Annotated in this window: 13 protein-coding genes and 1 pseudogene; 11 read left to right on the top strand and 3 right to left on the bottom strand. The window is 32.0% G+C overall.

Annotated features, from left to right (window positions below):
* Positions 1-12: 12 nt before the first annotated feature.
* The 4 genes from HMPREF9709_RS07380 to HMPREF9709_RS07365 are packed head-to-tail and all read left to right on the top strand — an operon-like array spanning position 13 to position 4,070.
* Positions 13-1,521 (top strand): sugar ABC transporter ATP-binding protein, encoded by a 1,509-nt coding sequence (locus tag HMPREF9709_RS07380; RefSeq protein ID WP_005398979.1) that lies wholly within the window; start codon positions 13-15, stop codon positions 1,519-1,521.
* Positions 1,511-2,458, top strand: coding sequence for an ABC transporter permease (locus tag HMPREF9709_RS07375; protein ID WP_005398978.1), 948 nt, complete (start codon positions 1,511-1,513; stop codon positions 2,456-2,458). The genes HMPREF9709_RS07380 and HMPREF9709_RS07375 overlap by 11 nt, the downstream gene beginning before the upstream one ends.
* The gene (locus HMPREF9709_RS07370; protein ID WP_005398977.1) at positions 2,455-3,159 is read left to right on the top strand and encodes an N-acetylmannosamine-6-phosphate 2-epimerase; all 705 of its coding nucleotides are present in this window, start codon (positions 2,455-2,457) and stop codon (positions 3,157-3,159) included. Before HMPREF9709_RS07375 ends, HMPREF9709_RS07370 begins: the two co-directional genes overlap by 4 nt.
* 2 nt (positions 3,160-3,161) lie before the next feature.
* Positions 3,162-4,070 carry an ROK family protein gene (locus tag HMPREF9709_RS07365; protein WP_005398976.1) on the top strand — a complete coding sequence of 303 codons (909 nt, stop codon included), beginning with the start codon at positions 3,162-3,164 and terminating at the stop codon, positions 4,068-4,070.
* A 504-nt stretch (positions 4,071-4,574) separates the two neighbouring features.
* On the opposite strand, the gene HMPREF9709_RS09970 is transcribed toward HMPREF9709_RS07365, so the two are convergent.
* Positions 4,575-4,727: a hypothetical protein gene (locus tag HMPREF9709_RS09970; RefSeq protein ID WP_005398975.1), complete on the bottom strand. Its 153-nt coding sequence runs from the start codon at positions 4,725-4,727 to the stop codon at positions 4,575-4,577.
* Between the two features lie 238 nt (positions 4,728-4,965).
* Here HMPREF9709_RS09970 and HMPREF9709_RS09695 point away from each other — a divergent pair, with 238 nt between their 5' ends.
* Genes HMPREF9709_RS09695 through HMPREF9709_RS07355 form a run of 3 tightly spaced genes read left to right on the top strand, consistent with a single transcriptional unit; the run spans position 4,966 to position 9,502 of the window.
* A complete protein-coding gene (locus HMPREF9709_RS09695; protein WP_050855444.1) occupies positions 4,966-6,165 on the top strand; it encodes a hypothetical protein in 1,200 nt (399 codons plus the stop codon).
* Between the two features lie 5 nt (positions 6,166-6,170).
* Positions 6,171-8,807: an Ig-like domain-containing protein gene (locus HMPREF9709_RS07360; RefSeq protein WP_005398973.1), complete on the top strand. Its 2,637-nt coding sequence runs from the start codon at positions 6,171-6,173 to the stop codon at positions 8,805-8,807.
* Positions 8,747-9,502: a Rib/alpha-like domain-containing protein gene (locus tag HMPREF9709_RS07355; RefSeq protein ID WP_005398972.1), complete on the top strand. Its 756-nt coding sequence runs from the start codon at positions 8,747-8,749 to the stop codon at positions 9,500-9,502. Before HMPREF9709_RS07360 ends, HMPREF9709_RS07355 begins: the two co-directional genes overlap by 61 nt.
* 197 nt (positions 9,503-9,699) lie before the next feature.
* Here HMPREF9709_RS07355 and HMPREF9709_RS07350 read toward each other — a convergent pair whose 3' ends face one another.
* Positions 9,700-10,089, bottom strand: a complete 390-nt coding sequence (locus HMPREF9709_RS07350) for a hypothetical protein (RefSeq protein WP_005398971.1) — start codon at positions 10,087-10,089, stop codon at positions 9,700-9,702.
* A gap of 259 nt (positions 10,090-10,348) precedes the next feature.
* Between HMPREF9709_RS07350 and HMPREF9709_RS07345 the strand changes: the two genes are divergently transcribed.
* The 3 genes and pseudogenes from HMPREF9709_RS07345 to HMPREF9709_RS07335 all read left to right on the top strand — a co-directional run.
* Positions 10,349-10,957 (top strand): TetR/AcrR family transcriptional regulator, encoded by a 609-nt coding sequence (locus HMPREF9709_RS07345; RefSeq protein WP_005398970.1) that lies wholly within the window; start codon positions 10,349-10,351, stop codon positions 10,955-10,957.
* 336 nt (positions 10,958-11,293) lie between these two features.
* The gene (locus tag HMPREF9709_RS07340) at positions 11,294-11,635 is read left to right on the top strand and encodes a helix-turn-helix domain-containing protein (RefSeq protein ID WP_005398969.1); all 342 of its coding nucleotides are present in this window, start codon (positions 11,294-11,296) and stop codon (positions 11,633-11,635) included.
* Positions 11,610-12,089: pseudogene (locus HMPREF9709_RS07335) on the top strand (IS3 family transposase); the annotation flags it as partial. The gene HMPREF9709_RS07340 and the pseudogene HMPREF9709_RS07335, both read left to right, overlap by 26 nt.
* 69 nt (positions 12,090-12,158) lie before the next feature.
* Here HMPREF9709_RS07335 and HMPREF9709_RS09690 read toward each other — a convergent pair.
* Entirely contained in the window at positions 12,159-15,569 is a 3,411-nt protein-coding gene (locus HMPREF9709_RS09690; protein ID WP_005398967.1) for a SpaA isopeptide-forming pilin-related protein, read from the bottom strand.
* 636 nt (positions 15,570-16,205) lie between these two features.
* Here HMPREF9709_RS09690 and HMPREF9709_RS07325 point away from each other — a divergent pair.
* The coding region (locus HMPREF9709_RS07325) for a G5 domain-containing protein (protein ID WP_005398966.1) at positions 16,206-22,209 on the top strand (6,004 nt) is incomplete at its 3' end.

Genomic DNA, 22,209 nt, shown 5'->3' with positions numbered 1-22,209 from the left:
AGGCTTGGACTTATGGAAGAGATATTAAAAATAGAAGATATAACAAAAGATTATATTGGAGTCCGAGCCCTTGATAATGTAAGCTTTAATGTTAAAAAAGGTGAAATACATGCTTTATGTGGTGAGAATGGTGCTGGGAAAAGTACATTGATTAAAGCTATTTCCGGAGCTATTAAATTAACCTCGGGAAAAATAACATTTGAGGGCAAGGATTTAGACGATAAAAGCCCAAAAGATAGAATAGGTATTGGAATATCCGTTATTTATCAAGAACTAAATTTATTTCCAAATTTAACTATTTATGAGAATGTTTATTTTGGAATCGAACCAAAGAAAAATGGGATTTTAGACAGACCCAAAATGATTCGTGATACGGAAGAAGTATTAAAGAATTTAGGTGTAAAAGTAGATGTTAGAAAAAAAGTTAGAGAAGTACCTATAGCTTATCAACAAATGGTTGAAATAGCTAAATCTTTGGTAAAAAATGTTAAACTTTTAATTATGGATGAGCCTAGCTCTTCTCTAACTGAGCATGAAGTAAGAATAATGCTTAATATTACAAAAGAATTAAATAGAAATGGGTTAACTATTATTTATATTTCTCATAAACTTGATGAAGTCCTTGAAATTGCTGATAGAGTAACAATTTTAAGGGATGGAAAATATATAAAAACTATTGAAAATGAAGAAATTACAAAAGATGAAATTATAACTTCTATGGTAGGTAGAAAGTTATCAAATATATATCCTGATAAAAGAAATCAAAAAGGAGAAAAATTATTTTCTTTTGAAAATATATCTGGAGGAATTGTAAAAAATGTTTCTTTTGATGTATATAAAGGTGAGGTTTTAGGATTTGGAGGACTTGTAGGAGCAGGAAGAACTGAATTGATGAAAATGATTTTTGGTGCGGATAAAATGGAAAAAGGACAAATCCGATTAAAAAATGATTATATTAAAATAAAATCTATAAGTCAGGCAGTTTCTAAAGGTATAGGTTTAGTTCCTGAAAACAGAGCATCAGAGGGAATAATTTTAAATAAGAGTATTTATTTCAATAATTTATTACCAAATTTAAAGGATTATGAGAGTAATAAATTAGGATTTATAGAAAGGAAATCTTCAAAAGCAGATATCGAAAGAGTAAATAAATCACTAAATACTAAAATGGTAGATATGCACCAGAATGTTAGTACTTTAAGTGGTGGAAATCAACAAAAAGTTGTATTAGCCAAATGGCTATTAAACAATTGTGAAATGTTAATTTTAGATGAACCCACAAGAGGAATTGATGTTGGTGCTAAGAAAGAAATATATGCTGTAATAGATGAATTGGCTAGAAGTGGTAAAGCAATAATAGTCGTTTCTTCGGAAATGCCAGAATTAATTGGTATTAGTGATAGGATTATTGTAATGAGTGAAGGTGAAATTTCTGGAGAAATAAAAGACCTAAATGAGATGAATGAAGAGAACATTATGAAATTAGCATCATTAGGTGAGGGGGCTATTAATGAAAATTAAAGATTTTTTCAGAAAATTTGGAATATACATTATAGTTATATTAGAGGTAATAATATTTACATCAACCTCTTCAAATTTTATGACTTTGACAAACTTGATGAATATTATTAGGCAAGCTTCTATTATTGGAATAGTTTCTGTTGGAATGACATTTGTCATATTAACTGGTGGAATAGATTTATCAGTTGGTGGTGTAATAGCGGTATCAGGAGTAATTGCGTCAAAGCTAATGACTTCTGGATATCCTATAATTTTAGCTTGTATCATTGCTATTCTATCTAGTGTATTAGTTGGAATTGTAAATGCATACTTCACTCATGAATATAACTTAAACTCAATGATAGTAACTTTAGCCACTTTACAGGTATTGAAAGGAATATCGTATTTGATTACTGGTGGAATTCCAATTTATGGTTTTGACCCTAAATATAAGATAATAGGGCAAGGGTATTTAGGACCTGTTCCTATACCAGTTATTATAATGTTAAGTATATTTTTAATAGGCTTCATATTTCTTTCAAAGACTTCTTTTGGTATGAAAGTTTATAGTATTGGTGGAAATATGGAAGCATCAAGACTTTCAGGAGTTGATATAAGGAAGAACAGATATTTAGTGTTTATTATTTGTTCAATTTTAGCATCAATAGCTGGTTTAGTCTTACTTTCTAGAGTTAATACTGCTCAACCTGATGCAGGATTTGGCTATGAAATGGATGTAATAACAGCAGTTGTTCTAGGCGGAGTAGCTATGTCTGGAGGAGAAGGAGATCTTGCAGGGGTGCTTGGTGGTGTATTAGCTATAGGAATATTATCAAATGGTATGATTCATTTAGGAATAAGTGAATATGTACAATGGATTGCAAAAGGATTAGTTTTATTATTTGCTGTTTCATACGACAAAGTAATTAAAAGAAAAGGAGAATTGAGGAAATTATGATAAAAAGAGGATTGATAGTGTCTTGTCAAGCAAAACCAGATGAGCCACTTTATGGAAATATTATTATGGCAAAATTGGCAAAAGCGGCAGAAATAGGGGGTGCTTCTGCTGTAAGAGTTAATACAACTGCTGATGTTATAGCGTGTTTGAAAGAAATTTCCATTCCATTAATAGGATTGATAAAAAAAGAATATGAAGGATTTTATCCTTATATAACACCTACAATGGCCGAAGTAGATGATTTGTATAAAATTGGTTGTAGAATTATAGCTATTGATGCAACTTCTTATGATAGACCTGATGGATTGACATTAGAAGAATTTGTAAAAAATATAAGAGAAAAATATGATGTAGAAATATTAGCTGATATTTCAACTGTTGAAGAGGGAGTTTATGCTGCAAGTTTAGGAGTAGACTATGTCGCAACTACATTATATGGATATACACCAGACACAGTTGATAAAAATAGTGAATTAATAACTGAATTAAGAGAACCTAATTTCGAAATAATAAAGGAACTTAAAGCTAAAATAGATACACCAATTGTTGCAGAAGGAAGATTTTGGGATGCGAAAAATGCTGTAAAAGCTTTAGATTGTGGAGCTTACGCTGTAACTATCGGTGCTGGAATTACTCGTCCACAAATCATTACAAAAAAAATTGTTGATGAAATGAATGAATTTATTGATAAGGAGAATTAGTTATGCAAAAGTCTTTAGTGGTAGATATTGGAGGCACTAAATTACATGCAGCAATAATTAATTCTAATGGAGAAATTGAGATTGATAAGAAAATTTCTACAAAAAAAAATAAAGGGAAAGATGGACTTATTAACTCATTGTTTGAGATAATTGATGAATTACTAATGTTTGAAAACGTGCCAATTCTTGGAGTAGCTTCCGCGGGTAGGATAGATTTCGCTAAAGGTGAAGTTTATTACGCAACCGATAATTTACCTAATTGGACAGGGGTAAAGTTAAAAGAGATTCTTTATCATAAATATAATAAAACTGTAATTATTGAAAATGATGTAAATGCAGCTGGTTTAGGAGAATACTGGTTAGGAAATTCAAAATCAACTAAAAGCAGTATATGTATAACATTAGGTACAGGAGTTGCAGGAGCGATTATTATTGAGGATAAGCTTATTAGAGGTCATCATTGGAGCGCGGGAGAAATAGGACATATGATAATTCATCCTGGTGGTGAAAATTGCAATTGTGGATTAAATGGATGTATGGAACAATATTGTTCAGGAACTTCTTTAGTAAAATCTTATAATGAAAAAGCTAAAAATAAAATTTCCAATGGATATGAGTTTTTTGAATTAATTGATAAAAAAGATAAGGTTGCTTACAATGTATTAAATAAATTTGTAGATGACCTATGTTTGTCAATTGAGATGCTTTCTAATACAATTGATCCGGAAGTGTTTATTTTAGGTGGAGGTTTGATTGATACAAAAGATTATTGGTGGGAGAATCTTATTTCCAAGTTAGACAAATCACCTTTAACAAATATTTTTAAGCCAAAAGTTTTACCAGCTAAATTAGGAAATTTAGCTGGGCTATACGGTATGGCATATCTTACTTTAATAAATAACAAAATGTAAGTAAATTGAGGAAATGGTGTCAAAGTCATATTTGACACCATTTTTTCATTACAAATCAATAAGTTGGTTTTTAGCTTAATAATTTTAACATTTAAGATTTACATGTGTAAAAAGTGATTATCTTTATACACATGTAAAAAAATTTGTCCATTTACATGTGTAATCAACAATCCCTATAATACACATGTAAAAAAATTCCAAGGATTACATGTACATAACAGAAATCACAAAATATACATGTAAAACCACCACATCAATTACATGTATAGAATGAAAATCCTATAATATACATGTAAAATCCGTCAAGCCATTACATGTGTAAAAGAAAAATCCTAAACTATACATGTAAAGCTAGCTCAGAATATACATGTATATATCATAAATCATCCATTACACATGTAATTGTTTCATTAAATGTACATGTATAGAATGGAAATCCTATAATATACATGTAATTCTTCCAGTTTCACTTAGAAATAACTCGACTACTTTTTTTCTTTTTTTTTAGCTTAAACTCTCTATTCCGCGAATTTTCATGTCCCAAAATTGCATTAACACCATTCTTCCAATTCCAAAACGTTCAACGCCAAAATCTCCACCTCCAAAACCAACCCCAAAACCTCCAAAGCCAAAATCCACATCCCCCAAAACCTTCATTTTCCCAACCCCATCCTATAAACCTACATCAATCCCGACCCCCTCACCCCCCAAAGCCATCCCATAAATCATCATCCCCCCCAAAAACTTCATCAATTTTTTAACATTATATATGGTCATTTTTGAATATATATGGTAAAATATAGATAACGATTTCACTAGGAGGGGAAATGGAAAGAAAATTTTATAGAGTTGCAAGTTTTGCAATGTCGTTAATTTTTTTGCCTTTTTAGGCTTTATGGTGATGTATGACGTTTATGCAGAATCAAGTGTTGTGTTGAAGGTAGGGGATTTTGGTGCGGACTCATTTGGACAGAAGGATAGTGGTCCGGCTATACAGAAGGCGTTGGAAAAAGCGAAAGAGCTTAGTAAGGAAGGTAAGCAAGTAGTTCTTTCTTTTGATAAAGAGGGATTGTATAAGATTACTAAGGAGAGTGCTTTGGAGAGGGAAGTACATACTTCTAATACGGATAGTGTAGATTTTCCTGTGAAGAAAATTGGTGTTTTGGTTGAAGGGATAAAGAATTTAACGATTGAAGGTAATAATTCTCATATTGTGTTTGAAGGCGATATGATGTATTTGGGAATTTTTCAGTCAGAAAATATTAAGGTAAATAATTTATCTTGGGATGTGAAAGTGGCATCTACAACTGAAATGTCAATATTCAATGTGAATGAGGCTGGAAATGAAGTAGACTTTTTTGTTCCGAAGACATTCACACATAAGGTGGAAAATAGGGGGATAACTTGGTTATCTGAGAAAGATTCAAAAGGGAATTATTATTGGCAAAAGAGGAATGCGCATCCTAATTATGCCATTTCTACAAAATATGCACAGGATTTAATGGCTAGGATACATTATTCTAATCAAGATCCATTTACTAATTTGAATTCAATTGAAGAGTTGGAGAATGGACTTTTGAGATTTAAATATTTTGGTAAACCTGCATTGAAACCTGAGCTTGCAATGACTTATCAATTTACTGAAAATAATAAGAGACCAACTGCGGGATCAATGGTTTGGGAAAGTAAAAATGTTAAGTTTGAAAATGTGAAGATTTCATATCTACACGGGTTTGGATTTTTAGTTCAAATGTCAGAGGATGTGTTCTTTGATAAATTGAGATTGGAACCAGATATGGAGACTGGAAAATCTGCAACTTCTTATGCGGATGGTATTCATGTGTCTGGTGCTAAGGGCAAGATTAAAATATCTAATTCATATTTTACAAATACACATGATGATCCGATTAACATTCACGGGACATTTACAAGAGTTGAAAAGAGAATAAATGATAATACTTTGAAGCTGTTATATGTGCATAAGCAACAAGGCGGATTTAGACAATTTTATCCTGGGGATAAGGTGATATTTTATTCTAGAGATACTCTTTCTTCTCAAATGATTCAAATGAATGGTATGAGTCTGGTCCGATAAGAGATTTGACTATTAGAAACAATACATTCAACGTAAGGACAAAGGGTAGAACTTGGTGGAAATATGCACCTGCGATTTATTTCTATCCAGTGACAAAAGGTGCTAATTTGCCTGATACGAACAATCCGGTTCACAAAAATATTTTAATTGAAAATAATACATTCTTCATGGATGTGGACAGTGTATTAAGGGCTGAAAGTGTTGATAATTTGAAATTTATCAATAATAAGATTTATAGATTTAATCCAAATATTTCACTAAAAGCTAACATAAGTGAAACTGAGATGGGTGTTAATCAAACATTAAAACTTAATGTTGAAAAATCAGGCGATGTTATAAAAGTATTGGAAAGTCTACCAGGAGGGCCTGAAAATAATGAAGGGTCTCAATCAAATGTTCTTGAATTTAAGAAATCAAATAATGTTGTAATCGAAGGAAATCAATATGATGATGGATTAAAGAAAAACATTTTAATTGAAGGTATGACTGAAAATAACTATAGCCTAAAAGATGATCTGAAAGTGTTGAATTCAAGACAAAAATTATCTCCAGATGAAGCGGTAGGAAAGATAAATTATGTATCTACAAATCCAGACGTGGCTCAAATCGATGCTGATGGTATGGTGACTGCTATTTCAAAAGGAAAGACAGATATTTACGCTTACTATATTTGTAATGGTAGAATAATTAAATCTAATATAAAAACCATAAATGTAGCGGATAAAAAGTCAAATAAACTTGGATTAGATAAATATGTATACTATGTTGGAGAAGAAAAACCTTATCTAGTGGTATTTAAAGATGATGAATGGTTGAAACAAAGTCAATTTACTCTATCAGTTGAAGAAAATGAGTATTTTGATATTAAAGATAATAAATTTACCGTGAAAAAAGCTGGCATGCAAAAAGTAAAAATTACAATTGATGGCGTTACAGAAGACATTTATGTGATTAGCTATAAACCAGTGGAAGAAATTAAAAATGCTGACTTTATAAATGTTGAAAATCCAACGAATACATTAAAAATTACAGAAGATCAGATCGCATTCCAAAGAAGAGGAAATGGTGAAGATTTGTGGGGTGGCACAAATAAACTATCAAATCTTGTTAAATTATCATTGGATGGCGTCAATAAAGATAATTTTACAGCTTCTATAAGATTCTCAGATTTACCGCTTAGAATGCAAGGTAACTGGGATTCTGTGTACTTTTCATTGATGAAATTAAAGGATGATGGTACTGCCGATAAGGATAATTATTTATCTGTTGGTAAGAGAGCTCATGGAAATGGCTTTGGTGTCGTCGTTGAAAGAAATGGGAATGGAAACGAATTAGCTACAGAAAAATCTGAAGAAAATAGCATTCGTGATGCTAAATTTATTATTGAAAAACAAGGCAAAATTGTAAAACTATATTCTGATGTAAATGGTGAAATTAACTTGATTCATGAACAAGACGTAAGTTATCTTGGAGATAAAATCACTTTAGCAATCGTAGGTTGGAATGCAGACCAAGCAGATACTATTGTAAAGGCGTCAGAATTTATGCTTGTTGAAGGCAATAAAGATAATCTGAAAAATGGTGAAATACATAAATTTACAGAAAAATATATATCAAAACCTAATGTAGATACGTTTGAACCGGTTCACGTAGAAAACAATAAATTTAAAATAGTAGGTTTTGAAGACTATGATCTAAAGTTGATTATAGAAAAAGACGGAGAATTAACATTTTTCGATGGTCAATATTTCACAATAAATAAACCAGATTATTATGATATTCATATATTACCTTATTCTAAAGATATACTTTATGGACCGTATGGAGTAGTTGGCCTTCTAAATTTTGAACATAAAGAGGATACTAGTTTATATGTTAATAATACAATTGTGAAAGATGGCATGACAATTGACATTCCTGCTGATTTGGAAAAACTTCAAATTAAGCAAGGGGGAAAGAAAGATGCTTTAAGTATTGCTGGCAAAGATTCCGTTCAAATAGAAGGTAAGACAATTAAGCTAAATAGAATCAAATCTAGTGAAGCAAAATTAGAGAAAATCAGTACTTCATTGAAGAATTTCAGTGAATTAAAGGATAATCTATTCATTCAAACTGAAACTGATGATAAAGAAATAAAAATCAATGTTGGAGCGAGCGAAAATACTCAAAAAATTAAATTAGAAATTGAAGATTTTGGAAAAGTTTATGAGTCAGAAAATGGAGAATTTACTCTTCCAATCTACAATGGGGTAAATTCATTCAAAATTTCAGCAATTGCAGAGGATGGCAAGCCTTCAGATATGTTGAGATTGCATGTTTTACGTCATAGAAATATTAAAGACGGGTTAAAATCAATCAAATTAGGCGATGAGTCCATTCAAATTGATGCTAAAAATATTGATTTCAAAGACAAATATAGTTTGTCTGATTTAACAATCATTCCTAATGATGTCAATGCTAAAGTTGACCATATCACAAGACAAGAAAATGGAAATGAAGTTTTGGTTATAAGAGTATGGCATGAAAACAACTATCTACAGAATATTATCAATATAACATTACTAATGTTTACAATAAGAAGATGGCTGATATCTACGATCCAAAAGGAAAGGATATTGAAGTATTTGTCAATGAAAAAATAAATCCTTCAAGTGGAATTTTAAATATTTCTGAATTACCAAAAAACATTAAACTGGAATTCAAAGAAAATATTGAAACTAAGGCTGCTGGTACATTTGATGCAACTATCATAGTTAAGTATGAAGATGCTTCAACAGATGAAGTGAAAATAAAAATAGTTGTTGAAGATAGACCAGTGATTAAACATGGTTGGGAAAAAGTTGGAAATAAATGGACATACTATGATCATGGTAAACAAGCAAGGTCAGAATGGAAATGGATAAATAAAACATGGAATTTCTTCAATTATAAAGGTGAGTCCATGACACAAACATACCACGAAAATGGCATGAATTGGCTTTCCCTAGAAGGTCCAAACACAAGATATCAAAAAGGTTGGTGGACAAATCCAGAAAATGGATTCACATACTTCTTTAGATTATCTTCTGGCACAATGATTAAAGGAAGACAATTCATTGATGGCTACTGGAGATACTTCAGAAGATCTGGTACACTTGCAACAGGTTGGCAAAAACTTTCATTAGGTTGGATGTATTTCAGACCGGGCACAGGTACTCAAGCATATGGATGGCAATGGATTGATGGTGTTTGGAGATATCTAAGACCTAATACAGGTACAAGAGTTTCCGGAAGACAATGGATTGACGGAAAATGGCACAACTTTACCTGGGATGGCAAGTTAATAGGAAGAAGATAATATAATAAAGCAAAAGAGGAAAAAGAGGCTGCGGCCTCTTTTTTCTATGTGTATGATGGGGAGAGGTAGATACCCCTGCGGGGTATCTACAATAATTTTATGAAATCTTTGGGGCTGTGGGATTTTGGAGGTTTTAGGGGTCTTGTAAGCTTTATGGTGGGAAAAGGTTACTGTGGGCTATGTAGATTTTATAGCTACTATATTGGGGTTGGCACTATTTTGGCACCAAATTTTGAAATTTTAATTTTAGTACCAATTTCGCCAGTCGATTTTGGCACCATATTAGGCACTAAACTTGATCTAGAAATTACATCATTTACACCCTTCACCTCTGCAATCTTTTCTTTAATCTCGTCCACTTCAAACTCAGTCTTATCCTCCAAAATCAACATCGAAGTAGCCGCACTATTAAACTTCTTATCTAAAATATCTTGTCCTTTAGTAGATCCAATATCCTGAGGCAAATAACTCAAAATATCATAATTAATATCACTTGCCATAAATCCCAATACCGCCGGCACCAGCAATATAGTGGAAATGATAAGGATCATCTTACTATATTTAGACACAAACTTTCCTATTTTCATCCTCTAACTCCTTCCTTATTTTAAAATACTGACTATTAGTCATTTATTTTATACATTAATATTATATGCATTTATGACTAAAAGTCAATAGTTTAAATCATTGGAAAAATAGGGTGAGATAATAAGTTTGTTTATAATGAGAAGTTTGGAATGGTTAGATGTCGAGATATTTTTGAAATATACTACAACAGCACTTGTATAAATTTCTCAAAGTGTTATATTAAATACAAAGCAATAACATTCAAAATGTGAGGATAACGTGGAAAATAAAGAAAATAGTAGACGAGAAAAAAATAAATACCTTAAAATTAAAAAACTTTTATCATCAGCATTTCAGCTATTCATTGAGAATGGATTTGACAACACATCAATAGACGAAATTACAAAAAACTCAAAAGTTGCAAAAGGAACATTCTACCTATATTTCAAGGACAAAATCGACATTAGAAATAAACTAATCATAGAAAAATCCAGCGAAGTCTTTGAAATGGCATACAAACACATTCAAGCCAAAAGCTACGAAAATCGAGAAGACAAAATCATCGCCTTCTGCGACTACATCATCAACTACCTATTAAATGATAAAGCATTACTAAGCTTAATTCATAAAAACATTTCAACCTCATTATATAAAGAAGTGTTAAAAAAAAATGACTCCGACAACATCATTGTCAAAGTCCTAAATGAATTACAAAAAGAATTCGAAGATACATTCACAAGCGAAGAATTCCTAATCAATCTATTCATCATACTAGAAATGCTCGGCGCTGTGCTATATTCAAGCATCATCCATGAAGAACCCGTCAAAATCGAAGTAATCAAGCCATACCTGTATAGAAATATCAGGAAAATAATTAGAAAAGAATAGTGGTGGATATTTTTTAAGATAGAAGAGGAAGATACCCCGGAGGGGTATCTACTGTAGAGGTTGTGGATGCTGTGTGATTTATGGGGCTTTGAGATTTTGGGCTTCTTCGCACTTTGTAGGTTTTGCAGATTTGTGCGGATTATAGGCTCTGTAATGGTTTTGTGTCCGCTTGGCATCGTTCTGGTGCCGTTTTGGTAACAAATACAGATTTTCAATTTTAGTACCAATTTCTTACAGTAATGTCCGTATAATGATGTAAAATAATAAAAATAAAATGAGCCAGGGAATTTTTGAAGTGAACCCCAAAATCCGGACAACGGATGGAGGGGTTTTTTCATGCCAAAATATAGTTTAGATTTTAAGATAAAAGTAGTCAAAGAATATTTAGACGGAAAATCAGGAGGTAGAGAACTTGTTTCTAAAAAATTCAATATCCCCAATAGCACATTAGAAAATTGGATAAATTGGTTTAATATTGAAGGTATTGAAGGTTTGATGAAAAAACATTCAAATGATAAATATAGTGGAGAATTTAAGCTCTCTGTAATAAAATATAGACAAATAAATAATTTGTCATACAGAGAAACTGCTGAGCATTTCAATATCCGCAATGCTTCAATGGTCGCATCTTGGACAAAAAAATATGAAGAAGAAAGTATGGTTAACAGATGTAACTGAATTTAGATTGGATGGAAAGGAAGACAAACTGTATCTATCACCAATTTTAGACGTTTTTAATGGAGAAATAATATCATATTCAATAAGCAAAAAAACCAACATACAATTCACAAATAAGGCATTAGATGAAGCTTTAAATAAGTTTGAAATATTAGAAGATTTAGTTATTCATTCAGATCAAGGATTTCATTATCAACATAATTCGTGGATTGAAAAACGTAAAAATAGAGGTATCAAGCAGAGCATGTCTAGAAAGGTTAATTGTCTAGACAATTCGCCAATGGAAAATTTCTTTGGTTTGTTAAAACAAGAAATGTTTTATGGTGAAAAATTTAAGAGTTATCAACATTTAAAAATTGAGATTGAAGAATATATACGTTGGTATAATATCGATAGAATAAAAGAAAAATTAAACGGATTGTCCCCTGTAAAATACAGGTTACAATCCGCATAAATAAATATTAAATTTAGTCCGTGTTTACGGGTTCACTTCATTAATACAGTTGCTTTTTTTCATTATTTATTATCTTTCAGAGGAATTTTTTTTATTCTTATTTGAAATGATTAATAAAATGAAAATGGCTAATGTTGATATTCCTAGATAATATATAATATTAAAGGTATCACCAGTTTTAGGGTTTTTGATTTTTCCATTTTTATTTTTTGGATTTTTGCTTCCAGATTCCTTTTCAGATTCTTTTTCAGATTCTTTTTCAGATTCTTTTTCAGATTCTTTTTCGGTTTCTTTTTCAGATTCTTTTTCAGATTCTTTTTCAGTTTCCTTTTCAGATTCCTCTATATCATATGCATCAATCATTACTAAGATATTAGCTGAACCAACAGTCTTTAAGTTTTCCTTGTTAGCTATGATTTGTCCATCAGTAGTGATTTCAAAGTCAATAGCTGTAGCAATCTTGTAGCCTTTAGGAGCAGCAGTTTCAACAAATTCATATTTACCTGGTTTTAATCCAAATGTTTGAGGAGTTTCACCACTAATCCATTCTTTAACTACTTTACCAGTTTCTTTATCTTTGATTTGTAGTTTAGCACCTTTTAGTTCTTTACCTAAGATATCTTGTTTGCTGAAGAATACATTAGTTTCTTTAGTTTCTTTTTCTTTATTTGTAACTGTGAATGTTAATGTGTTGCCTTCAATTTTTGACTCAACTACAGTTTCATATCCAGCCTTTTCCCATTTTGTATATAGGTTATCTTTTAAGGTAACTTCTGTCAGTGAGTATTTAACTTTGTTACCATATTGATTAATAGTAGGTAAAGATAATCCTTCTATTACGATATCTTTATTTTCATACTTAATAGGATTTTGGTTTCCATTTAATGAATTACTTGGTACAGTAGGATCTTCTATACTACTATCTCCGCCTTCAACTCCTTTATGAAGTCTGAAGTAAATAGGTAAGTCATCTACAGGTTTTCCTTTCCATACTTTTTTGATTACCAATTTATCTATAGTTTCATAGTCATCAACCATTGTTATGATATTTTCAGAACCTTCAGTTTTTAGACTATCTTTATTAGCTACAACCTTGCCATCAGTAGTGATTTCAAAGTCAATAGCTGTAGCGATCTTGTAACCCTTAGGAGCAGCAGTTTCAACAAATTCATACTTACCTGGTTTGAAATTAAAAGTTTCAGGTTTGTCACCACTAGTCCATTCTTTTATTACTTCATTGTTTGACTTATCTTTAATTTGTAAAGTAGCACCTTTTAATTCTTCTCCAAGGATATCAGTTTTGCTAAATGAAACCTTAGTTTCTTTAACTTTATCTTCTTCGTCTTCCATTGAAATTACATAATGTAGGTCGCTTGAATCATAGGCTGTACCTATTAAGTTTTGATAATGTCCATTGTTTGCTACATAGAAGTCATAAGATAGGTCGCTAGGTGCTTGGTCGGAATTTGAATAGTTTATTAAAGCTTTAGCATAATCTTTAATTTTAGACTCTGTTTCTCCATTACCTTTTAATAGTTGGAAGCCGTCACCTAGTTTTTCAAGACCTTCGTCTGTTAAATCAGCACTGTCTGTATAGTAGTATATTGCAAGCTGGGTTGCTGCACGAAGTTGGGTATTTGTTAGACCTATATTTTGAATACCAGCCTTATTGTTTGGATATCCAGCGTGGATAATTCTTGTTACTTTAGTAGCTAATTCAGCGGATGCAATTCTAGGATTTTGAGCATATTTATAAAGTTCTTCTGAGTTTATAATCTTGTTGTATTTTACTTCACCATATTGAGGTTCATAAGTGATAGAATCTCCATCATCATAAGATTCAGCTGGAGCATGTTTTGTTGCGTTAAAGCAATATACAACTTGGTTTTGTCCTTCTTTTTTCACATAATAAAATTTCCCATAAGGATTATTAGCAATCATTTCGCCGTCATTATTGAAGTCTGAGTATGCTTCATAGGAGAATGGATTTGAAATTCCTTTTGGAGCTTCTTTACCATCTATAAGAACTTTTCCGTTTTTGACTTCAAAGTTTATATCATCAGCTAGTTTATAGCCTTTTGGAGCTTTCTTTTCTTTTAATATATAAAAACCGTCAGTTAGCTCAAATTCTTTACCTTTGTTATCTGATATAAAGCTTGAGCCTCCTACAAGTGTGCCTTCTTTCTCATCATCACTTATTTTATATAATTCCAGTTCTGCACCTTCAAGAAGCTTTTTATAGTCTCCTTTTGCATATTTTCTAATTATTACCTTTGTGTTTGTAGGAGTTGGTTCTTCAGGATGACCAGGTTCTTCTGGTTGCTCTGGTTTTTCTTTATCAGTAATATAAAAATTATTACTCATAGTAGATAGTTCAAAAGAATCAGGTTTTGAGTTATCTTCATATTTTCCGTAATCATCTATTGTGATGCGTCCATTATTTTCTACAGTGAATTTTACCTCTGTTAATTTTTGATAACCTTTTGGTGAAACAGTTTCATTTAGTATATAGGAACCTGCTTCAAGTTCAAATTCAACAGGACCATTAGATGAACTTTTTACAGTAGTTATAACTTTATTAGGTTCATCAACTTTTGATATCTCGAATTCTGCCCCTTCTAATTGTTGATAATTAGAATTATACTTTGTAAGAGTAAGTTTTTTTCTTTCTACAGGTTTCTCATCTTTAGGTATCTCGATTATTTCTTTTGTATCTGAATTGATTAAAAATGCACCTAGAAGATTTTGGTATCCCTTTCCATCTTCTTGTTTAACTCCATTTTGTATATATAAGTCAAGAGTTGAGTTTTCAGGCATTTCTACAGACTCAGGTCTTACATAATCAGGATGAGTTTTTTTATGTTCATTTTCAAAATGATTTAAAACATCGGCTCCTAAAGTACTTTCACCATTGGCAATAGGCTTTGCCATTTCAATCAGGGTAGCAAGAGCTAGAGCTTCGAGCTCAGATACACTTTGAAAGTGTCCTAATCTTGTGTACACGTTATCTGTAAAATGCCAGACAGCCATTTGTGTAACTTTTTGCATTTGGTCATTTGTAAGATTTAGAGCGTTTTGAATCTTATTGGCATTTGGATAACCATTTAACAATACAATTTTTAACTTATCAATTAACTCTTGACCTTTATACTTAGAATTTGTATGGACTTCATCTTTAAAATGATCTACACTGCCAGTAGTCTTTTCATAAGCTAAATCTCCTAAAGTTCCCTTTGTGTCTGGCCAGTGTAACGCTTTATTAAAGCAATAAACAATTCGTCTAACACTTGGGTCACCTTTTTTTTCAACATAAAGTTTATTAGTAAGTTCAGTAGAACCTTCTTGATATCCTATGTAAGGATGATTATCAGTATTTTCTGTTCCGTTAGAATTACTTAAGCTTGCTGCCACCGACAGGGGGGCATGACTTGTTATAATTAGCACTAAAGCTAAAAATAGAAGAGTTATTTTTTTTCTCATCTAGATCCTCCTTAAATTTATATAGATAAATAAATTAAAAATAATTAACGGCGATATTGAATATTTATCGGCATATGAATAAATTATTTTTATGTTTTATTTATCATTATTTTGAAAATATATTATGACATATTTACACAAGATTTACAACAAAATGAACAAAGTTATATATATAATATTGAGGTTATAATTAAAATATAGTTACATAAATAGCAAAATGCTTGTTTTAATATAATATAAAAGTATTACAAAAAATTAATAAAATGCAATTTAATATATTAAAAAATAAATTAATAAATATGCTAATTTATTGTATTTTTATGTTAGTAAAAATAGGTATATACATTATAAGATTGTAATTTACTTATTTTACTTATAAAATAGATAATTATATTAATTTTTATAGGTGAAAATCATTCGATATTGTATAAACTCAATACATTGTTAAAAAATATAAAATATAAAATATAAAATGTAAATATATTTAATTTCAATGTTTATAAAACAGAGTTAATCATTGTTTTATTAGATTAATTTTTTATAAGATAATATAATACTATACAGGTAAAAAGATTTTATTATACAAGGGGAATATAAAACCTTTGACAAAGAAAAAAATAAATATAAGGAGAAACAATGAAAAAAGATAGTATTAATAAAAGAAAAATGTTAAGCTTTTTTTTAGCTTTTTCTTTGATTGTAAGTTTTTTACCAATAAACTATATTGAAGCTCAAACTAGCGAGCCTAATTATGCAGAAGATGAGAAAAATGTTGGCGAATACCGTGACACCCAATTGACAAGAGGTGATGGTCCAACATTTAGTACTAGTGATCGTAGCATGGATTTCAAAGACGGCTTCCGCTATAAAACCCTGGAACCCTCTGCAACTAGTCCAGACAAAACCAAGTGGGGGATAGAATTTGAATTTGATAAAGACCAGGGTCAAAGAACCTATACTGATTTTGTATTTACTAACACTGGTAACATGGCAACTTATCTTAATACTGGAAATATACCTTCAAATGACGTAGGAGTAAAAATTGCAGAAAAGGGAGACTTTAAAGAGGCTAATTATAAAGCTGAATCAGAAATAATAATAGACGGCATTAGGACTCAAAGAAATTTAAACCTTTATGCTACTGTAAAAGACCTTGAACATATTAACAGTATCGAAAACGAGAATACTACCATAGGATGGAAGGGTAACTATTCAAAAGATGCAAGTAATCAGACAATTAAAGCTACCCAAGGAGAAAGCAGTTCCTTTAGCTTTACAGTGAACCCATGGCCAAATGAAAATGACCAGCTTTCACTGATAACTTTAACCGGCAGCCATAATGAAAAAGTATTTGTCAAGGGTCAAACCTTATCAACGAATGTAACAGTATCAAACCTTGATGCTAGTGCTCGAGAGCGACTAGTCGGCCAAGTCTATCACCCAGAGACGGGCCAAGTGGTCCCAGGTGCCAGTGCCCATATCAACGACCAAGACAAGGTTGTCATCGAAATGCCAAAAGGTGCTGTAAATGACGATGGGTCTGTCAACAAAGACTCTATCTTCTACAAAGACAAATCCTATACAGGGCTTCAAAATTTAAGGGTAAAATTCTTTGCCCGTCCAAGAACAGCTGATGAATTTCAAGCGGCAACAGGAGAATATGGAGTCTACATATCAACAGGTGCGGGTGCAGAAACCATCAGCCATAAGGGCAAAGAGGTAGTTATCGATAAACAAGGTATTGCACGCTACGACCACTACAACTTAATCGGTGAATTCAGTCTAAATCTTGACGATACCAAATACCATGACCAAGACTATATTGATGAAGATGGAGTAAAGGCATCGACATCAGAAGTGTCATATGTTAGGGCAGGGATTCCTTATATAATAAAGAATAACACTCAAGAATCAACAGATGACATTACAGACGCAGTAGGTAGGAAGCATGCTAGTGCCAGCCTTGATACTAGTTTTCTAGATAGATATAACCAAGGCAAGGAACCTGAGGACCAATGGAAGATAGAGAGTAATAATTCTATAACAGAGATTAAAATCACACCTCCTAAGAGTGCAAAAGCTTTAGATTATATGCCGTTCTCGATTAGATATACCTATACAAACGGTTCTGTTGATGTTCATAAGGTTTCACTAATTGTAAAAGAATCTGGCAACAATATACCACAGTACTATTCACAAGTTTTATATCCTACAGAAACAGAAACTTCTATACCTCATCTTTCTATAAAAGCAGAAGACCAAGAGAAAAGGCGACCAGTTGAATACACCATAGAAAAAGACACATATACTGATGACCACGGTAATGAATGGACTGCTTCAATCGATACTGAATCAGGGATTGTTACTGTAAAACCAAAGGATGCAAAAGATTTTATCGGTGGTGAAAAGCTAGTAGTCCCTGTCACAGCCCACTATGTAGAAGAGAAAAATCCTGAGATAAAATTTACTGAAGAAGTAAGGGCAGCGTTCGTTATAAAGCAAAAAGAAAACCTACCACCAAGATATGATGCCAAAAATGGTAAGGCAGGAGAAACTCTAACTTCTACACCTATAGTAAAAAAAGCTGGTGAAGTGGATACAAGAACTCCAGCAAGATACTCAATAGAGGATACAGAGTACACAGATAATAAAGGAAACAAATGGACTGTATCAATTGATGAGAAAACGGGTATAGTAACAGCGAATATTCCTAATATAAAAGATGGAGATAAGTTAGATGGAACTATAATATCTGTGCCTGTAACTGCTCATTATTTAGAAGATGGACAAGATGTTGGTACACGAGAAGCAACTGCACAGTTTTTAGCTTCTGGTACAAATAATAGAATAGAGCATACAGAAAAAGTACCATTTGACGTAAAAGTAGAAGTTAATAATGAACTACCTAAAGGTGAATGGAGATATAAAACAGTTGATGGAGTAGAGCAAAAAGGTCAAGCAGGTGAAGTAAAAACTACTTGGACAATAGAGAACTCTAAAATTGTAGATACTCAAGAAGAGAGAAAAGATCCAGTATATGCTATTATAGAAGTTGGTAACAAAGACTTTGAAGGCACCCTTGAATATGTAGACATAGACCCGATACCTTTCGAAACTGAAGTAACAGTTGATCCAAGTCTTGCACCAAATGTTATAGAAGTAGATCAAGCTGGTAAACTTGGTGAACAAGAAACTAAAGTAACAAGAAAAATTAAAAATGGTGAAGCTGGTGAAGAAGTTCGTGGTGAGACTACGCGTACTAAAGAGCCGGTAACAAGAAAAATAAGAGTTGGATCTAATACAAAAGGACGATATAAGGAAACAGAGATAATTCCATTTAAAACAGAAGTTAAAAAAGATCCATCACTTAAAAAAGGTGAATGGAAATATGCTGAAGTTGACGGTGTTCAACAAACTGGTGAAAATGGTCTAAAAGAAAGAACTGTTACTATTGAAAATTCACTAGTTACTGAAGAGTCAGAATATAAGACAATTAAAGAACCGAAAAACGCTGTAATCCTAGTAGGTGATGAAGACTTCACTGGTAAGGTTGAATACATCGACAAGGACCCAGTACCATTTGAAACCGAAGTAACAATTGATACAAATCTAGAACCAAATAAGATCGTAGAAGATCAGGCTGGAGTTCTTGGTGAACAAGAAACCAAAGTAACTAGAGAAATCAAAAATGGTGAAGCTGGTGAAGAAGTACGTGGAGAAACTATTCAAACTAAAGATCCAGTAAATAGAAAAATCAGAATAGGTGCAAAATCTAATGGAACTCATGAAATTCAAGAAGTAGTTGAAGTACCATTTGAAGTTGAAATTCAGTTTGATGACAGCCTAGCACCAGGTGAACAAGTAGTAAGTCAAGAAGGTGTACCAGGTGAAAAAACAAGAAATACAACTCTAACAATTGAAAATGGCAAGGTTATAAATACTGAAGAAGGTGAATTTACTCAAACAAAAGCTCCTACAAAGAAAATTATCAAAGTAGGTAGAAATACTGAAGGGGAAGTAAAACACGTTGAAGAATTACCATTTAAATATACGGTAAACGAAGTAAACACACTTAAGAAGGGTGAATACGAGATTGTAAAACCAGGTAAGGTTGGAACTAAAACAACAACATGGACAATTAAAAATTCTGAAGTTGTTGGAGAACCAAAAGAAGTTATTGTTGAATCTGAAGATGCTATCATCAATGTTGGTATGGGAACAAATACTGGTACTCATGAAGTGGTAGAAAAAGTTCCGGTTCCATTTGAAACAATTATTGAATTTGATGATAATATTGCACCAGGCGAACAAAAAGTTTCACAAGAAGGTAAACTTGGTGAAAAAACTAGAACTAATACTCTAACTATTGAAGATGGTGTGGTTACTGAAACTAAAGAGGGTGAATATGAACAAAATATAACTCCTGTTAATAGAGTTATAAAAGTTGGTAGAAATACCGAAGGTAAAGTAGAACACAAGGAAGAACTACCATTTAAATACACAATTCAATATGATCCTGAATTAGAAGCAGGTAAATATGTAGAAGAAACTCCAGGTAGAGTTGGTGAAAGAATTACTACTTGGACTATTAAAAACTCTGAAGTTGTTGGGGAACCAAAGACTGTAGAGACTAAACCAGTTGATGCAGTTATCAAAGTTGGTAACAAAGACTTCACAGGTGAATTCAAAACAACTAAGACTGAAGCTATTGAATTTGAAACAGAATACAAAGTTAACAATGAATTAAAACCAGGTGAAGTAAAAGTAGTACAAGAAGGTAAACTTGGTGAAAAAGAAACACTAGTTACTCATACAATTGTAAATGGTCAAGTTACTGAGTCAGTAGAAGGGGAAACTAAACAAACCAAGGATCCGGTTAAGAGAATTGTAGAAGTTGGCCCAGGAACAACTAATGGTACACACACTTACACAAGCAAAAAACCATTTGAAGTAGAAGTAAGAGTAAACCCAGAGCTTCCAAAAGGCGAATATAAGGTAGTTCAAAAAGGTGTGGAAGGTGAAGAAGAATACACAATTACTATTGAAAACTCAAAAGTAACCAATACTTCTGAACCAAAACAAACAAAAGCACCAGTTAAAGAAATTATCGAAGTAGGTAATGCTGATTTTACTGGCACAGTGGAATATGTGGACAAAGATCCAATTCCATTTGAAACAGAAGTAACAGTTGATTCAAGCCTAAAACCAGGTGAAGTTGTAGAAGACCAAAAGGGTGAACTTGGTGAACAAGAAACTAAGGTCACAAGAGCAATCACAAATGGTGAAGCTGGGGAACCAAGCTATGGTAAGACTACAGTAACAAAAGAACCAGTTAATAGAAAAATCAGAGTAGGTTCTCAAACAGATGGTCAATACAAAGAAACAGAAACAATTCCATTTGAAATTGAAGTAAGAAAAGATCCATCACTTAAGAAAGGTGAATGGAAATATGCTGAAGTAGATGGAGTTCAACAAAAAGGTGAAAGTGGTCTAAAAGAGAGAACAATCACTATAGTAAACTCTCAAGTAACCGAAGTGTCTGAATATAAAACTACTAGAGAAGCTAAGAATGCAGTTATTCTAGTGGGTGATGAAGATTTCACAGGTGAAGTAAAACATACTAAAGACTTCGATATACCATTTGAAGTAGAAGTTAGATATAATGATGATCTACCTGCAGGTACAAGTAAAGAAATACAAAAAGGTGAAAAAGGATCATATACTATTGAATTTAAACAAAACATCAAAAATGGTCAACCTGATGGAGAAATGACTGAAACTGAACTTAAAGATAAAAGAGTAGAACCTAAAAAACATATAATTGAAATTGGCAGAAAAGTTGAGACTCCTGAAAACAACTATTCAAAAGATGTAGAAGTAGAAATTGAATATGTTTACGATGATACTAAGGATAAGGGTGTAGTTGAAACTGGAGAATTAATACCTGGTAAGGTAGAAACTAAGGTTGTTGACAAATATAATCCTGAAACTGGTAAAGTAGAACAAACTGTAGAAGAAGTTGTAACAAAAGCTAAACAAATAATTGTTGTAGGTACAAAAGATCTTACAGGAAAATATGAATATGAAGTAACTACTGAAATACCATTTGAAGTAGAAGTTATCGAAGATGACACTTTAGAAAAAGGTAGATCAGTTGTAGAACAAGAAGGTAAACCAGGAAACAAGACTACAAAATATGAACAAAATATAGTTAATGGTAAACCTGAAGGTGAAGCAAAAGTACTAGAAGAAAAAACAAATGAAGAACCTATTAAACATATTATTCGTGTAGGTACTAAATCTACAGAAGGAAAAGTAATAATTGAAAGTGAAATTCCTTATGAGGTAGAGGTTGTTGAAGATTCTAATCTAGAAGCAGGTAAAACTGAAACAAGACAAGAAGGGAGTGTAGGCAAGAAAGTAACTACTGTTTCTGTAGAAGATAATAAAGAACAATCAAGAGAAGAAGTAATAGAAAAAGATCCTGTTAAAAAGATAATAGCGATTGGTACTAAGAAAGTGTGTGAAATTCCATTAATACCATTGGTTCCGGCTGAAACTAAATCTGAAGAAGAACCAAAAGATCCAGAAACACCAGGTGAAGAAACTCCAAGGGAAGAAGAACCAAAAGCCCCAGAAA

This window comes from Helcococcus kunzii ATCC 51366 (assembly GCF_000245755.1).
Lineage (GTDB): Bacteria > Bacillota > Clostridia > Tissierellales > Peptoniphilaceae > Helcococcus > Helcococcus kunzii.
This window is presented reverse-complemented; position numbering and strand designations above follow the sequence as displayed.

Excerpts from the sequence above, each read along its gene's own strand:
- HMPREF9709_RS07350 (WP_005398971.1), bottom strand. The coding sequence starts at position 10,089 with ATGAAAATAGGAAAGTTTGTGTCTAAATATAGTAAGATGATCCTTATC.
- HMPREF9709_RS07375 (WP_005398978.1), top strand. The coding sequence starts at position 1,511 with ATGAAAATTAAAGATTTTTTCAGAAAATTTGGAATATACATTATAGTT.
- HMPREF9709_RS07340 (WP_005398969.1), top strand. The coding sequence starts at position 11,294 with ATGCCAAAATATAGTTTAGATTTTAAGATAAAAGTAGTCAAAGAATAT.
- HMPREF9709_RS07365 (WP_005398976.1), top strand. The coding sequence starts at position 3,162 with ATGCAAAAGTCTTTAGTGGTAGATATTGGAGGCACTAAATTACATGCA.
- HMPREF9709_RS07380 (WP_005398979.1), top strand. The coding sequence starts at position 13 with ATGGAAGAGATATTAAAAATAGAAGATATAACAAAAGATTATATTGGA.
- HMPREF9709_RS07370 (WP_005398977.1), top strand. The coding sequence starts at position 2,455 with ATGATAAAAAGAGGATTGATAGTGTCTTGTCAAGCAAAACCAGATGAG.
- HMPREF9709_RS09970 (WP_005398975.1), bottom strand. The coding sequence starts at position 4,727 with ATGAAGGTTTTGGGGGATGTGGATTTTGGCTTTGGAGGTTTTGGGGTT.
- HMPREF9709_RS09690 (WP_005398967.1), bottom strand. The coding sequence starts at position 15,569 with ATGAGAAAAAAAATAACTCTTCTATTTTTAGCTTTAGTGCTAATTATA.
- HMPREF9709_RS07355 (WP_005398972.1), top strand. The coding sequence starts at position 8,747 with ATGGCTGATATCTACGATCCAAAAGGAAAGGATATTGAAGTATTTGTC.
- HMPREF9709_RS09695 (WP_050855444.1), top strand. The coding sequence starts at position 4,966 with ATGGTGATGTATGACGTTTATGCAGAATCAAGTGTTGTGTTGAAGGTA.